The sequence below is a fragment of the Halomonas smyrnensis AAD6 genome (assembly GCF_000265245.1).
GTDB lineage: Bacteria > Pseudomonadota > Gammaproteobacteria > Pseudomonadales > Halomonadaceae > Halomonas > Halomonas smyrnensis.
The window spans coordinates 1-14,151 of the sequence record NZ_AJKS02000011.1; the positions used below are offsets into that span (position 1 = coordinate 1).

Genomic DNA, 14,151 nt, shown 5'->3' on the forward strand with positions numbered 1-14,151 from the left:
AAAAAAATGCCTTTAATTTCAAAAAGGTAAAAACAAACAAGACAGAAGGATTGTTGACAACGACCGTGCCGGATCACCGACCCCGATAACGGCCGCAGGCCCGATGCAGGCGATGGCATCGATGACCGGATCGCGAGCGGCACGAGGCCCCGGACGACGACACCCGCCAGAAGGCGGGTGTCGTCATGCCGTGGCGTGCCGGGCCGATCGTGGGCTCAGCGGCGCTTGCTGTACGGCAGCGCCATATGTCGGTTCACGTCCTTGTAGAGCAGGTAGCGGAAGGGCCCCGGGCCGCCCGCATAGCAGGCCTGCGGGCAGAAGGCGCGCAGCCACATGTAGTCGCCGGCCTCGACCTCGACCCACTGCTGGTTCAGGTGATAGACCGCCTTGCCCTCGAGCACGTAGAGGCCGTGCTCCATGACGTGGGTCTCGTCGAACGGGATCACGCCGCCGGGCTGGAAGCTGACGATGTTGACGTGCATGTCGTGGCGCAGGTCGTCCTGGTCGACGAAGCGCGTGGTGGCCCACACCTCGTTGCAGTCCGGCATCACCGACGGCTCGATGTCGTTCTCGTTGGTGACGAAGGGCTCCGGCACCTCGATGCCGTCGACGAATTCGTAGGCCTTGCGGATCCAGTGGAAGCGCACCGGGGCATCGGACTCGTTGCGCAGCTGCCAGTCGGTGCCCGGCGGGATGAAGGCATAGCCGCCCGGCTCCATGCGGTGCGGCTCGCCGGCCAGGGTCAGGGTCATCTCGCCTTCGACCACGAACAGCACGCCCTCGGCACCCGGGTCGGTCTCGGGGCGCTCGCTGCCGCCGCCGGGCGAGACCTCCATGATGTACTGGGAGAAGGTCTCGGCGAAGCCGGACAGCGGACGCGACAGCACCCACAGGCGAGTGTTGCCCCAGTGGGGCAGCTTGCTGGCGACGATGTCGCGATAGACGCCCTTGGGAATCACCGCGAAGGCCTCGGTGAACATGGCCCGGTCGGTGGTCATCACCTTCTGGCCCGGATGGCCGCCCTGGGGGGCATAGTACTGATGCGAGTGCTGGCGCTGGCTCATGAGAGGTCCTCTTGTGATCTGGTGTCTTGTCCCGGGATCGGCGCGCCGGCCTTACGGCAGGGTCACGCGGATGTCGATGGGGTGCTCGTCGCAGTTGTTGCCCTCGCCGCCCCGGTCGACCACCAGGAACTCGCCCTCGCGCTCCAGCACCGACTGGATGGCGTGCCAGGTGCCGGCCGCGTAGTTGACGCCCTGGCGGCCGTCGGTGACGAAGGCGCGCACTTCGGCGGGGTCGATGGCCTCGCCGGGCGGGGCGACGACCACGAGAAAGCGCTCCTCGTGCAGCGGCATGAAGGCCTGGCTGCCCTGGGGATGGCGCTCCAGGAAGGCGAGCTCCAGCGGCACCGTGACGGGCTGGCTGACGAAGATGCTGATCAATGTGCGCGCCTGCTCGCCCAGCGTCTCGACCCTCGCGAGGTCGTGATAGCGGCGGGTGCGGCCGGCGTTGATGGGGAAGTAGTCGGACGTCCGGGTGTCGATCACCTCGCCGAACGGGGCGAAGGCCTCGGGCGTCAGGGGACGGGCTTCGAGTTCGAGCATGCGGGGTCTCCTGCTGACATGCGGATCGGGGCGAGCGTGATGCCATTCGCCCCGCATCGGATGGCTCAGTTGGCCGGGTGATGCTCGGCCCAGTGCCGGGCGATATCCACCCGGCGGGTGACCCAGACGCGGTCGTGGGCCTCGATGTGGTCGAGGAATCGCTGCAAAGCGCGGAAGCGACCGGGGCGGCCGAGCAGCCGGCAGTGCATGCCCACCGACAGCATCTTCGGCGTGTCCTCGCCCTCGGCATAGAGCACGTCGAAGGCGTCGCGCAGATAGGTGAAGAAGTGGTCCGCGGTGTTGAAGCCCTGCGGCGCGGCGAAGCGCATGTCGTTGGTGTCCAGGGTGTAGGGCACCACCAGATGGCTGTGCTCGCGGCCCTGGCTGTCGGCCTCGCGGGTCCAGAACGGCAGATCATCGCCGTAGTAGTCGCTGTCGTAGAGGAAGCTGCCCTCGTCGAGCACCAGGCGCCGGGTATTGGGGCTGTCACGGCCGGTGTACCAGCCCAGCGGCTTCTCGCCGTAGAGCGACTGGAAGATCTCTATGGCGCGGCGCATGTGCTCGCGCTCGACGCTCTCCGGCACGTTCTGGTAGTGGATCCAGCGATAGCCGTGGCAGGCGATCTCGTGGCCCAGCTCCTTAAAGGCGTGGGCCACCTCGGGGTGGCGCTCCAGCGCCATGGCCACGCCGAACACCGTCAGCGGCAGGCCGCGGCGCTCGAACTCGCGCAGGATGCGCCATACGCCGGCCCGGGAGCCGTACTCGTAGATCGACTCCATGCTCAGGTGGCGGTCCGGGTAGGCATCGGCGCCGATGATCTCGGAGAGGAACTGCTCGGAGCCCTCGTCGCCGTGAAGCACGCAGTTCTCGCCGCCCTCCTCGTAATTGAGGACGAACTGCACGGCGATGCGCGCCTTGCCGGGCCATTTGGCTTCGGGCGGAGTGCGGCCGTAGCCGATCAGGTCACGGGGATAGTCGCGTGTCGCGGTCATGGCGACGCCTCCATGTTGTTGTAGGGGGTTGTTGTAGATCGCCGTCGTCGCCGACGGCCCTCATGCCTCGGAGCGCCATGATGAACAATAAATGTATACAATTAAATTCTATGGTGTGCTCACCTTGCTTGCAAGGAGCCTGCGCCGTCCTCGGCGCAGCCCGACGCTCGCTTCGGCATCCGAGATGACAACCGCGACGCCCATGGCGACCGCCTTCGGCCAGCCCTTGCGGCTCACCCTCTACTTTGTATACAAAAACATCCGAATTGCCAATCCCCTCCCGGTTCTCGCCCGGACTCTCACGCGGCTCTCCATACGGCGCTCCAGAAGCACCGCCCTCACCCACTGACGGGTCAGCGATGGCGTCCGGACGGCGCAGGGCACCAAGCCCGACGGGTGATGGCCTCGATGAACGCCCGATCATCAGAAGGCTTGAGCTCCATTAAATGTATACAGCTATTGTCGCCATAAAAAATTCCTGGAGTATTCTCAAGCCACTGTTTACCAACGGGAATAAAGCACTCCACCGGCGCCGGATGCGCCTTGATTTCCGACGGGTATAGGGACTATTTTGTGTACAAAGAAAATCTCCCTTGTTCACAAAGACAATCATCGTCGGAGATCCCATGCAGATTCGCGTCATCAACCCCAACACCACCCGCGGCATGACCGAGACCATCGGCAACGCCGCCCAGGCCATCGCCTCCCCCGGCACCCTCATCAGCGCCACCCAGCCGGCCCATGGCCCGGTCTCCATCGAGAGCCACTTCGACGAGGCGATCAGCGCCACGGGCGTGCTCGAGGAAGTCGCGGCGGGCGAGCGCGATGGCGTGGACGCCTACATCATCGCCTGCTTCGGCGACCCCGGCCTGCTGGCCGCCCGCGAGCTGACCCGGGCCCCGGTCATCGGCATCGCCGAGGCGGCCTTCCACATGGCCACCCTGATCAGCACCCGCTTCTCGGTGGTCACCACCCTGGGCCGCACCGGCATCATCGCCGAGCACCTGCTCGAGCAGTATGGCTTCGGCCACCACTGCCGCCGGGTCCGCGCCGCCGAGATCCCGGTGCTCGACCTGGAGGACGACGGCGATGCGGCGCTGGCGCGGATCATCGAGGAGGGCCGCCGCGCCCGCGACGAGGACGGCATCGGCGCCCTGGTGCTGGGCTGCGGCGGCATGGCCGATCTCACCGACGAGATCTCCGAGGCCGTGGGCCTGCCGGTGGTCGAGGGCGTGACCGCGGCGGTCAAGCTGACCGAGGCGCTGGTCGGCCTGGGGCTTGGCACCAGCAAGCATGGCGATCTGGCCTTCCCGCGGCCCAAGCCCTTCATCGGCCGCTACGCCCACTTCTCGGACCAGGGCGCGTCGGGCAGCGACGAGGCACGCTGAGCCCCGGCGCCGGCTGACGGCGCCCACCACCGCCCAGGGCGGACAATAACCACAATCACGGCACCCTTAGCGAGGATCCCACCATGAGCCTCTCGACTTCACGCTCCCACGCGGACGATTCCGCCCATCACACCAAGGGGGCCGGCCACGAGTCGCTGGCCCCGCAGCAGACCCGCATCATGGGCCGCGGCTCCTATCTGCTGGCCTGGTTCGGCGGCTGCGTCTCGATCGGCACCTTCACCATGGGCTCGAGCGTGGTCGGCACGCTGAACCTGCTCCAGGCGACGCTCGCGATCGCCATCGGCTGCTTCGTGATCGGCATCGCCCTGGCGCTGAACGGCGCCGCCGGCTACAAGTACGGCATTCCCTTCATGGTCCAGGCGCGCAGCGCCTTCGGCTTCTCCGGCACCCGCCTGCCGGGTCTGGTACGGGCCGTGCCGGCCATCGTCTGGTACGGCTTCCAGAGCTGGATCGGTGCCGGCGCCCTGAACATGGTCTCGGCGACCCTGTTCGGCTTCGACAACCTGATCTTCTTCTTCGTCGCCTTCCAGTTCCTGCAGATCGGCCTCTCGGTGCTGGGCTTCCAGGGCATCAAGTGGCTGGAGAACATCGGCAGCGGCTTCATCCTGGCCTCGCTGGTCTACATGTTCTATAGCACCGTGCAGCGCTACGGCGACGAGCTCTCGGCCAGCATGCTGACCATGGATGGCTCCTGGGGCCTGCCCTTCTGGGGCGCCACCATGCTGTTTTTGGGCATCTACAGCACCATGATGCTCAACGTCAGCGACTACTCCCGCGAGCACAAGGAAGGCAGCGGCCCGGGCCTGCTGACCACCCTCTACGCCATGTCGATCCTGCCCTGCACCCTGTTCATGGGCCTGATCGGCTACATGGTCTCCGAGGCCACCGGCGTCGCCGATCCCATCCAGGTGTTCGCCAACGCCGTGGACAACACGCCGCTGCTGATGACCACCCTGCTGTTCATCGCCTTCGCCCAGGTCACCACCAACGTGCTCAACAACGTGGTGCCGCCGACCTACGTGCTGATGGACGCCTTCAAGCTGAAGTATCGCACCGCCACCGTGATCGTCGGCCTGCTGGCCTTCGCCACCTTCCCCTGGGAGCTGGTCAAGGACGAGTCCGCCACCGGCCTGCAGATCTTCGTGCAGACCTACTCCGCCTTCCTCGGTCCGATCTTTACGGTGCTGGTGGTCGACTACTACCTGATCCGCCGCCGCACCCTGGATCTCGGCAAGCTCTACGACGCCCAGGGCCCCTACCGCGGCATCAACTATGCGGCGCTGATCGCCACCGCGGTGGGCGTGATCGCGGCCTTCAGCGTCTCCACCGTGTCCTGGTACGCCAGCCTGATTCCCGCCGGGCTGACCTACTTCCTGCTGATGAAGCACTGGGGTCCCTGCCAGCGCTTCCGCGACTGATCCTCGCGCCCGGGCGGCACGCCCGGGAAACGCGGCCCTCCCTTCGGGGCGGGCCGTTTTTCATAATAAAGACACCAAGGCCATCCCATGACGGACCTGAGCGACAAAGAGCTGGAAATCCGGCGCATCGATCCGCGCCTCTACAACGACGACCTGGCCCCGATCAAGAAGCGTGATCGCAACTGGGGCTGGTTCGAGATCTTCAATGTCTGGTCGAACGATATCCAGAGCCTGTTCGGCTACACCCTGGCGGCCTCGCTGTTCATCTCCTACGGGCTCAACGGCTGGGCGGTGATGGCGGCGATCATCCTCGCCGGCGTGGTGGTGATGGGCCTGGTCAACCTGACCGGCAAGCCGAGCGTCAAGTACGGCGTGCCCTTCCCGGTGATGATCCGCGCCAGCATGGGCGTGCACGGCGCCAACCTGCCGGCCATGCTGCGCGCCGTGATCGGCATCTTCTGGTACGGGGTGCAGACCTACTTCGCCTCCACCGCCATGAAGCTGCTGCTGACGTCGCTGTTCGGCGATCCGGGCGGCACCCTGCTCGGCATGTCGGCGCTGGGCTGGCTGTCGTTCGTGATCGTGTGGGCCTTCCAGATGGCGATGTTCTGGGCCGGCATCGAGCGCATCAAGCACTTCCTCAACTGGGCCGGGCCGCTGGTCTACGTGGTGATGGTGGCACTGATGATCGTCGTCTGGGTCAAGGCCGGCGACGAGCTGCTGCCCGCGGTCGGCACCATCTTCGTGGGCCAGAGCGACTATCACGGCAGCGCGATCGGCGCCTTCCTGGCCATCACCGGCACCATGATCGCCTACTTCGCCGCGGTGGTGATCAACTTCGGCGATTTCACCCGCTTCGTGAAGAGCGAGCGCGAGATGAAGCTCGGCAACCTGGTGGGCCTGCCGCTCAACGCGGCCTTCTTCTCGTTCATCGCCCTGATCATCACCGCCGGCACCCTGGTGCTGTTCGGCGAGACGCTGACCAACCCCTCGGACATCATCGAGCGGGTCGACTCGCTGCCGCTGACCATCGTCGCCGCCCTGACCTTCTTCGCCGCCACCGTGGGCATCAACCTGGTCGCCAACTTCATTCCGCCGGCCTATGACCTGGCCAACCTGTTCCCGAGCAAGATCAGCTTCCGCCTCGGCGGCCTGATCACCGCCATCATCGCCTTCTTCGTCGGCGCGCTGTGGGTGTCCGTGATCAGCGATATCGGCGTCGCCGGCTTCGTCAACGCCCTGGGGGCCGTCGTCGCGCCCTTCTACGGCATCATCGTGGTCGACTACTACGTGGTGAAGCGCCAGCGCCTGGACCTGCAGGACATGTTCTCCAGCGCCCCGGACGGCGCCTATCACTACGTGAAGGGCTGGAACAAGCGTGCCATCGCCGCCTTCGCCCTGGCCGCGCTGTTCTCGATCGCCTCGGTGTGGCTGCCGGCGCTGGAGGCCCTGGGCGGCTACGCCTGGCTGGTCGGCGCCGGGCTCGGCGGCGGCTTCTACTTCCTGCTGATGCGCAGTCAGCGCCTGCCGGCCGCTCAGCCCGCCTGATCAGCGGCGACCCGATCGCCGCCGTAAGACTCAAGCGCCCCGGGCCCTGGATGACATCCGGGCACCGGGGCGCGTTGCTTCGAGGGCGTCGGTACGGGTGACTCAGCCGGAGAAGATCTCGTAGAGGTCCGGGGACTCGTCCTCGGGCTCGTGGATCGACAGCGAGGCCTCGATGGCCTTGAGGTGGCGACTCATGAAGGCGCGGGCGCGTTCGCCGTCGCCACCCTCGAGATGGCGCAGCAGGCCGTCGTGGTCGTGGGACTCGCAGCCCAGATGGCCGGCGTTGCCGTAGACGGCGAGGATCAGCGAGGAGCGCGAGCACAGCTGCTCGACGAAGGCCGCCAGGGTGTCGTTGCCGGAGAGTCGCGCCAGCTCGCCGTGGAAGGCGGCGGAGAGCTTGATCGCGGAGCTCTGCTCGCCGGCCTTGAGCGCCTGGCGCTCGCGGCGCTCCATGTCGCGCAGCCGCTCCAGGTCGGCGGCGGTGATGCGCCGGGCGACCTCCGGCATCAGGCCGCATTCGACCATCTGCCGTGCGTCGAAGACGTCCTTGGCCTCCTCGGCGGTGGGCCGGGTCACGCTGGCGCCGCGCCTCGGGGTGAGCGTCACCAGCTGTTCCAGGGCCAGGCGCTGCAGGATCTTGCGGATGCCGGTGCGGCTGATGCCGAACACCTCCGACAGGGCGTCCTCGCGCAGCCGCGCCCCCGGCTTGAGGCGGTGCTCGATGATCGCATCGCTGATCGAGCGATGGATCGCCTCGTGGCGCTCGGCGCCATCGCCGTTCTTGCCGGGACGCCCGCTCCCCGAGGCCGGCTTGCGCTCGGCATCGACCTGGCGCTGACTCATGGACTGCTCACCTCCTGACGACTCATGACGAACATTGTATACGCTTTTTCCCCAACGAGACGACCGCCGCCCGTCGGCGACGGGCGGCGGTCGGTCCCGCGAGAGGTCGGGGTTCAGGGCGTCCAGGCGGCGATGCTGGCCCGTTCCTCGTCGGTCATCTGGGTCAGGTTGCCCAGCGGCATGTAGCCGCTCGCCACCACCTGCTTGACCTGATCGGCCTGGCGCAGCAGCTGCTCCCGGGTCTCCAGGGCCACACCGGCGGGCGGCGCCGTGAAGGCCTCGTGGGTGGGTTGCTGGGCGTGGCAGGACGCACAGCGCCGCTCCATGATGCCGTGGATCTCGTCCACGGGGCCGCCGGACGCGACGGTGGCGTCCTCGGCGGCGACGGCCTGGCCATCGGTCTCGACACTCGTCTCACCGGCCATCGGCGCGGCATTGCCGGCACCGCTCGGCGCACCGATCCACACCGCCACCAGGATCAGCGCCACCCCGGCCGCGGGATAGGCGGGCCTGGTCTGGCCGGCGTGCATCAGCACGAAGAACTGGCGGATCAGGGCGCCGGCGAAGATGAACAGCGACATGATCACCCAGGACAGCTCATGGGTGTAGGTGAAGGAGTAGTGGTTGCTGAGCATCAGCAGCACCACCGGCAGCGTGAAGTAGGTGTTGTGCACCGAGCGCTGCTTGCCGCGCTTGCCGTCGAGCGGGTTGGGCGTCTCGCCGGCCTTCATCGCCTTCACCATGCGGCGCTGGCCGGGGATGATCCAGAAGAACACGTTGGCCGACATGGCGGTGGCCATCACCGCGCCGGTGAGCAGGAAGGCCGCGCGGCCGGCGAAGATCTGGCTGCTCAGGTAGGCGACCACCACCATCAGCACCGCCACGCCGAGGCTCAGGAGGCCGTCGCGCTCCATGTTGGGGCTGATGCGCTTGCACATCTCGTTGTACACCACCCAGCCACCGAGCAGGAACGCCAGCGCCACGAGGTTGGCCTGCCAGCCGGTCAGGTTGGCGGCCCATTCCCAGCTGCTGCCCGGATTGACCAGATAGAAGCCCGGATTGGCCATGTACAGCAGCACGAACAGCCCGAAGCCCGACAGCCAGGTGGTGTAGGCCTTCCAGAACGACCAGTGCAGGTCCGCCGGCAGCTTGGCCGGCGCGCTGGCGTACTTCTGGTTGTGATAGAAGCCGCCACCGTGCACGGCCCACATCTCACCGAACACGCCCTTCTGCTGATCCTCCGCCGCCTTGGGCGGGCGCAGGCTGTTGTCGAGCATCACGAAGTAGATCGACTCGCCGATCCAGGCCACGGCGGCGATCACGTGCAGCCACCTCAGCAGGAGGTTGGCGAAGTCCAGAAAGTAGGCTTCCATCGGTCAGGCCTCGTTGGAATGGTGCGATTGTTGTTGAGGTCGGAGAGGGTGCGAGGCGGGTTTCCTAGCTACCCCTATACGTGGAATAGCCGTACGGCGACAGCAACAGCGGCACGTGATAGTGCTGCGAGGCATCGGCGACGCCGAAGCGCAGCGGGATCGCATCGAGGAAGCGCGGCCCGTCCGCGGCCACGCCGCGGCGGTCCAGGTACTCGCCGGCATGGAAGAGCAGCTCGTACTCGCCGCTGACGAAGGCCTCGCCCTCCAGCAGCGGCGCGTCGCAGCGGCCGTCGTCGTTGGTCACCACCTCGCCGAGCCGCTGGCGCTCGCCGTCCGTCAGGCGGTAGATCTCGATGCGGATGCCCTCGCCCGGCAGGCCGAGGGAGGTATCCAGCACGTGGGTGGTGAGATAACCCATCGTCGTCTCCTCGCGTGTTGTCGTGTGCCGCGTCGCCGTTCCGGACCAATACCGAACGCCGATCCGGCCGGCGTATCTTGTGATGACGCCCCATGGCGAGGGCATCACATCTACCAACAGTTCTAGCCTTGGATAGCGTACATTTCAAACACTTTATTGTATACAGTTTTGTCGCTACCCTGAGACGACCCACATCGACGTCCCTCACGGAGACCCGAGCATGAACCACAAGACGCTTTCCCCGCGCCCGAGCCAGCTGGACCGTGCCGCCTTCGTCGCACAGTTCGGCGATATCTACGAGCATTCACCCTGGGTGGCCGAGCTGGCCTGGCAGCGCGGCCTCGGCGCCGAACAGGACACCCCCGCGGGCCTCGCCGCGGCCATGGGCCGAGTGCTGAACGAGGCGGAGCCGGAGCGCCAGCTCGAGGTGATCCGCGCCCACCCGGACCTGGCCGGCAAGGCCGCCATCGCCGGTGATCTCACCGACGACTCCACCCGCGAGCAGGCCGGCGCCGGGCTCGACCAGTGCACGCCCGAGGAGATGGCCCGCTTCGAGCGCCTGAACGCCGCCTACAAGCAGCGCTTCGGCTTTCCCTTCGTGATGGCGGTCAAGGGCAGCGACCGCCACGCCATCCTGGCCGCCTTCGAGACGCGCCTCGAGCACGACCTCGACGAGGAGCGCCGCACCGCCATCGAGCAGATCAACCGCATCGCCGCCTTCCGCCTGGAGGCGCGGGTGGGCTGAGCGCCCGCCGCTGCCACCCGCTTCAACGAGAAGGCGCCGCCGGAACCCCGGCGGCGCCTTTCTCGTGCCGGCGGATGCGTGAAAACGTCAGTCGCGGGCGCCGGAGGCGACGCGCCCGCCGTCCACCCGGGGCTCGCCACGGGCGGCCTGCTCGGCGGCGGCATCCGCCTCGGCGATGGCCTCGCGCTCCCGGGCCTCGTCGGCCAGGGTGGTGCGCGGCAGTACCAGGTTGAGCACGAAGGCGGTGATCGCCGCGACCACGATCGGCGCCCCGCCGATCACGTTCTGCAGGGTCTGCGGGAACTCGGCGATGGCCGAAGGCACCGCGGCGATGCCCAGGCTCAGCGCCAGGGCGAGCCCGACGATGGTCATGTTGCGGGCCGACATCTCGTCCTTGGTCAGCAGCTGGATGCCGGTCATGGTGATCATCCCGAACACCGTGATGGTGGCGCCGCCCAGCACCGGGTAGGGGATGGTGGTCATCAGGGCACCGAACTTGGGACTGAAGCCGGCCAGCAGCATGAAGGCGCCGGCGATGGCCAGCACGACTCGGCTGATCACCCTGGTCATGGCCACGATGCCCACGTTCTGGCTGAAGGTGGAGGTCGGCAGGGCGCCGAAGAAGGCGCTGGCGGCGGTGGTCAGGCCGTTGCCGAGCAGGCCGCCGGTCAGCTCCCGGGTCTTCAGCTCGCGATTCATGCCGGCCACGCTGGTCGCCGAGAGGTCGCCGATGGTCTGCACCGAGTTGATCACGCAGATCACCACCAGCGAGACGATGGCAGCGGAGTGGAACTCCATCTCGAACGGCATCGGCGTCGGCACGGCGATCCAGGCGGCGGTTTCCACCGGGCCGAAGTCGACCATGCCCAGCGGCAGTGCGACCAGGTAACCGACCAGGAGGCCGACGATGATCGCCGACAGCTTGACCACGCCGCGGCCGAACTGGGAGGCCAGCAGCACCGTCACCAGGGTCAGCGCGCCCACGCCCCAGTTCTTCAGCTCGCCGAACTGCGGTGCGTCGACGTTGCCGCTGCCGGCGATGTAGCGGATGGCGATGTCGTACAGCGACAGCCCGATCACCAGCACCACGGTGCCCGCCACCACCGGCGGGAAGAGGTGGCGGATGTACTGGATGAAGTAGCCCACCACCATCATGGTGATGCCGCCGATCAGCTGGGCGCCGAGGATGCCCTCGATGCCGAACTGGCCGCCCACGGCGATCAGCGTCGGCACGTAGGCGAAGCCCACGCCGAAGATCGCCGGCAGCCGGGCGCCGAACTTCCACACCCCGTAGAGGTGGAACAGGGTGCAGACCCCGGAGGCCAGCACCGCGATCTGGATCAGCTGCAGCTTCTCCGCCGGGGTGGCGCCAACCACGCCGGCGATGATGATCGGTGGGGTGATGACGCCGGCGATCATCGCCAGCACGTGCTGCAGGGAGATCGGCAGCGCCTTGAGCAGGCGCGGCCTGCCGTGGAAGTCGAATAGCGAGGTGTTGTTGGCATTGCTCTGCATGGTCTCGGCCTTCGGTGTGGTGTTGTTGTGCGTTCAGCCGTCAGCGTCGCGCCGGCAGGTTGGCTCCCGGCATATGGATACACATTGATCGGTATCGAGAAATACCATAGCTACTAAAACTGTATACAATCAACCAGACCTTGGCCGCGAATGCCCGTCGACTGAACTAGACTCGAGCCATGCAGGCGATAGCGGAGGCCGCCATGTTTCGTGACCGTCGGGATGCCGCCGAACAGCTGGCCCATCGGCTCGCGCCCCTGAGGCAACAACGCCCCCTGGTCCTCGCCATCCCCCGTGGCGGCGTGCCCATGGGGCGGCTGATCGCCGATGCGCTGGAGGGCGATCTGGACGTGGTGCTGGTACGCAAGCTCGGCGCGCCGGGCCAACCGGAGTACGCCATCGGCGCGGTGGGAGAAGAAGAACGCGTGAGGCTGGAGCCGGCGGCCGCCCACTACGACGAGCGGCAGATCGCCAGCGAGATCGAGGCCCAGCAGGCGCGGCTGGCCGACCGCCGGCGACGCTACACCCCGGTGCGCGCGCCCATCGATCCGGCGGGGCGCGTGGTGGTGGTGGTCGACGACGGCAGCGCCACCGGCGCCACCATGGCCATGGCGCTGGAGACCCTGAAGCACCGCCACCCGGCGCGGCTGATCGCCGCCCTGGGCGCCGCCCCGCCCGAGACCGTGGCCCGACTGGAGGCGCTGGCCGACGAGGTGATCTGCCTGGAGGCCCCGGCCAGCTTCGGCGCCGTCGGCCGGTTCTTCGCCGATTTCGGCCAGATCAGCGACGACGAGGTCGTGCGCCTGCTCGGCACCGAGCACGGCTGAGCCTTTGCCCGGCCCGCCCACCGCTTCAAACACAAAGCGTTCGGGCACGAAAAAGGGCCATCGCATGGCGATGGCCCCAACGGCCCGGCAGGGCCTACTGGTTCGACCGGCGTCCGACAGGCATCGAGGCCGGCCGAAAGCCGCGAATGATCGGTTACTGCGAGCCGAGCGCCTTGAACTGCTGCTCGGCCAGCTTCTGGCTCTTCTGGGCGTAGTCCTGACCCAGGCTCAACAGGGTCTCGGCGTCGGACTTCAGTCGGTCGCCGAGCGACTGCATGGCCTGCTGCTGCCCTTCCAGCGTCTTCTGGACGTCCTCGGCGCTCTTCACCGACAGCCAGTCGCGGGCCTGGGCCAGCGTCGCCTCGGAGAACGATTCGGCGATGCCGAACTGGGTCGCCACCAGCTTCTCGGCGGTCTCGAGGTTGAGGGCGCCATAGGCGCGCATCGGGGTCATGAAGAGGGTGTCGAACTGTTCGCCGGTCTTGGCGGTCGCTGCCTGGGTCATGCTCCACCTCCGATTGGGATGAACAGCGGGCGAAGGCCCGTGTTGCACTGCAACATAGCAGGCGATTTTGTGCACTGCAACATAGGCGTTTTTCATCCTCGTCGCGCCTTGCCCATCGGGCCTTGCTTGCCGGGCGGCACCCGAGCGGGCCACGCTCGGCTCTCTCCCTCAGCGATAGGCGCCCTCGATATCGGTGACTCGCAGCGCCTCGCGGCCCAGCCCGTCGTACAGGTCGAGCATGCGCTCGCGCCAGGCATAGACCGGGTCGGCGTTGGAGACCAGATCGGCGCTGGAGACGCAGTGCGCCCACATGAAGAAGCCGAACACCAGATAGTCGGCGCCCCCCGGGGCATCGCCGTCCAGGAAGTCGGCTTCTTCCAGGCGCCCGCGCAGCGGCGCCAGGGCGGTGTCGAGCTGCGAGAGCCCCTTGGCCGGTGAGTGGAACTCCTCGAAGCTGCATCCCAGACGTGCCTCGCGGGTCTCGCGGAAGTAGGCGCGATCATCGGGGTGAATGGCGTTGAACAGGTCCATGACGACGGTGCGAAGGATCGCCGGCGCCAGGGAACGCTCGGCGTAGTGCTTGAAGAAGCGGGCACGGGCCTCGGCCGCTCCCTCACCGAGCAACGGCGACTCGGGATAGGCGCGATCCAGATAACGCATGATCTCATAGCTGTCATGGACGACCTCATCGCCATCGACCAGCACCGGCACCTGCCCCTGACCCGAGAACGCCAGGGCCTCCTTTTCGCTGAATCGCCAGGGCCGCGTCTGGACATCGAGCCCTTTATGGGCCAGGGCGTACCGGGCGCGCCAGCAATAGGGCGAGAACCGCAGCCGTTCGTCGATGCCGCACAGATCATAGAGCTCGCGTGTCATACCAACTCCTTGTCGCTGGGGTAAAGCCCGATGATGACAGGCCGACGCCCTTCCCGCACGCCGCGGGCGACTCGTCGG

At 67.1% G+C, this 14,151-nt stretch carries 14 protein-coding genes; 5 read left to right on the forward strand and 9 right to left on the reverse strand.

The window, feature by feature from the left end; all coding sequences use genetic code 11:
* Window positions 1–215 precede the first annotated feature (215 nt).
* From UYS_RS0211965 to puuE, 3 genes are all read right to left on the reverse strand, one after another.
* On the reverse strand, window positions 216–1,064 hold the full coding sequence (locus tag UYS_RS0211965; protein WP_016855752.1) for a bifunctional allantoicase/(S)-ureidoglycine aminohydrolase: 849 nt from the start codon (window positions 1,062–1,064) through the stop codon (window positions 216–218).
* Window positions 1,065–1,115: 51 nt separating this feature from the next.
* Window positions 1,116–1,604, reverse strand: coding sequence for an ureidoglycolate lyase (locus tag UYS_RS0211970; RefSeq protein ID WP_016855753.1), 489 nt, complete (start codon window positions 1,602–1,604; stop codon window positions 1,116–1,118).
* A gap of 65 nt (window positions 1,605–1,669) precedes the next feature.
* On the reverse strand, window positions 1,670–2,596 hold the full coding sequence (gene puuE / locus UYS_RS0211975; protein ID WP_016855754.1) for an allantoinase PuuE: 927 nt from the start codon (window positions 2,594–2,596) through the stop codon (window positions 1,670–1,672).
* A 626-nt stretch (window positions 2,597–3,222) separates the two neighbouring features.
* Here puuE and UYS_RS0211980 point away from each other — a divergent pair.
* The 3 genes from UYS_RS0211980 (at window position 3,223) to UYS_RS0211990 (ending at window position 6,971) form a co-directional block, all read left to right on the forward strand.
* Entirely contained in the window at window positions 3,223–3,984 is a 762-nt protein-coding gene (locus UYS_RS0211980; protein WP_016855756.1) for an aspartate/glutamate racemase family protein, read from the forward strand.
* An 83-nt stretch (window positions 3,985–4,067) separates the two neighbouring features.
* Window positions 4,068–5,423, forward strand: a complete 1,356-nt coding sequence (locus UYS_RS0211985; protein ID WP_016855757.1) for an NCS1 family transporter — start codon at window positions 4,068–4,070, stop codon at window positions 5,421–5,423.
* Window positions 5,424–5,510: 87 nt separating this feature from the next.
* Window positions 5,511–6,971, forward strand: a complete 1,461-nt coding sequence (locus tag UYS_RS0211990) for an NCS1 family nucleobase:cation symporter-1 (RefSeq protein ID WP_016855758.1) — start codon at window positions 5,511–5,513, stop codon at window positions 6,969–6,971.
* Window positions 6,972–7,073: 102 nt separating this feature from the next.
* Here the strand turns inward: UYS_RS0211990 and UYS_RS0211995 are convergent, their stop codons facing one another.
* The 3 genes from UYS_RS0211995 to uraH form a co-directional block, all read right to left on the reverse strand.
* Complete coding sequence (locus UYS_RS0211995) at window positions 7,074–7,814, reverse strand: GntR family transcriptional regulator (protein ID WP_016855759.1); 741 nt, start codon at window positions 7,812–7,814, stop codon at window positions 7,074–7,076.
* Between the two features lie 113 nt (window positions 7,815–7,927).
* Window positions 7,928–9,187, reverse strand: coding sequence for a urate hydroxylase PuuD (locus tag UYS_RS0212000; RefSeq protein WP_016855760.1), 1,260 nt, complete (start codon window positions 9,185–9,187; stop codon window positions 7,928–7,930).
* A gap of 64 nt (window positions 9,188–9,251) precedes the next feature.
* Window positions 9,252–9,605: a hydroxyisourate hydrolase gene (gene uraH, locus UYS_RS0212005; protein WP_016855761.1), complete on the reverse strand. Its 354-nt coding sequence runs from the start codon at window positions 9,603–9,605 to the stop codon at window positions 9,252–9,254.
* Between the two features lie 220 nt (window positions 9,606–9,825).
* On the opposite strand from uraH, the gene uraD reads away from it, so the two are divergent.
* Window positions 9,826–10,350 carry a 2-oxo-4-hydroxy-4-carboxy-5-ureidoimidazoline decarboxylase gene (gene uraD / locus UYS_RS0212010; RefSeq protein ID WP_016855762.1) on the forward strand — a complete coding sequence of 175 codons (525 nt, stop codon included), beginning with the start codon at window positions 9,826–9,828 and terminating at the stop codon, window positions 10,348–10,350.
* 87 nt (window positions 10,351–10,437) lie between these two features.
* On the opposite strand, the gene UYS_RS0212015 is transcribed toward uraD, so the two are convergent.
* The gene (locus tag UYS_RS0212015; RefSeq protein ID WP_016855763.1) at window positions 10,438–11,865 is read right to left on the reverse strand and encodes a uracil-xanthine permease family protein; all 1,428 of its coding nucleotides are present in this window, start codon (window positions 11,863–11,865) and stop codon (window positions 10,438–10,440) included.
* A gap of 203 nt (window positions 11,866–12,068) precedes the next feature.
* On the opposite strand from UYS_RS0212015, the gene UYS_RS0212020 reads away from it, so the two are divergent.
* Window positions 12,069–12,692 (forward strand): phosphoribosyltransferase, encoded by a 624-nt coding sequence (locus UYS_RS0212020; protein ID WP_016855764.1) that lies wholly within the window; start codon window positions 12,069–12,071, stop codon window positions 12,690–12,692.
* Between the two features lie 154 nt (window positions 12,693–12,846).
* On the opposite strand, the gene UYS_RS0212025 is transcribed toward UYS_RS0212020, so the two are convergent.
* A complete protein-coding gene (locus UYS_RS0212025; protein ID WP_016855765.1) occupies window positions 12,847–13,197 on the reverse strand; it encodes a phasin family protein in 351 nt (116 codons plus the stop codon).
* A gap of 168 nt (window positions 13,198–13,365) precedes the next feature.
* The gene (locus UYS_RS0212030) at window positions 13,366–14,073 is read right to left on the reverse strand and encodes a glutathione S-transferase family protein (RefSeq protein ID WP_016855766.1); all 708 of its coding nucleotides are present in this window, start codon (window positions 14,071–14,073) and stop codon (window positions 13,366–13,368) included.
* Between the last annotated feature and the right edge of the window lie 78 nt (window positions 14,074–14,151).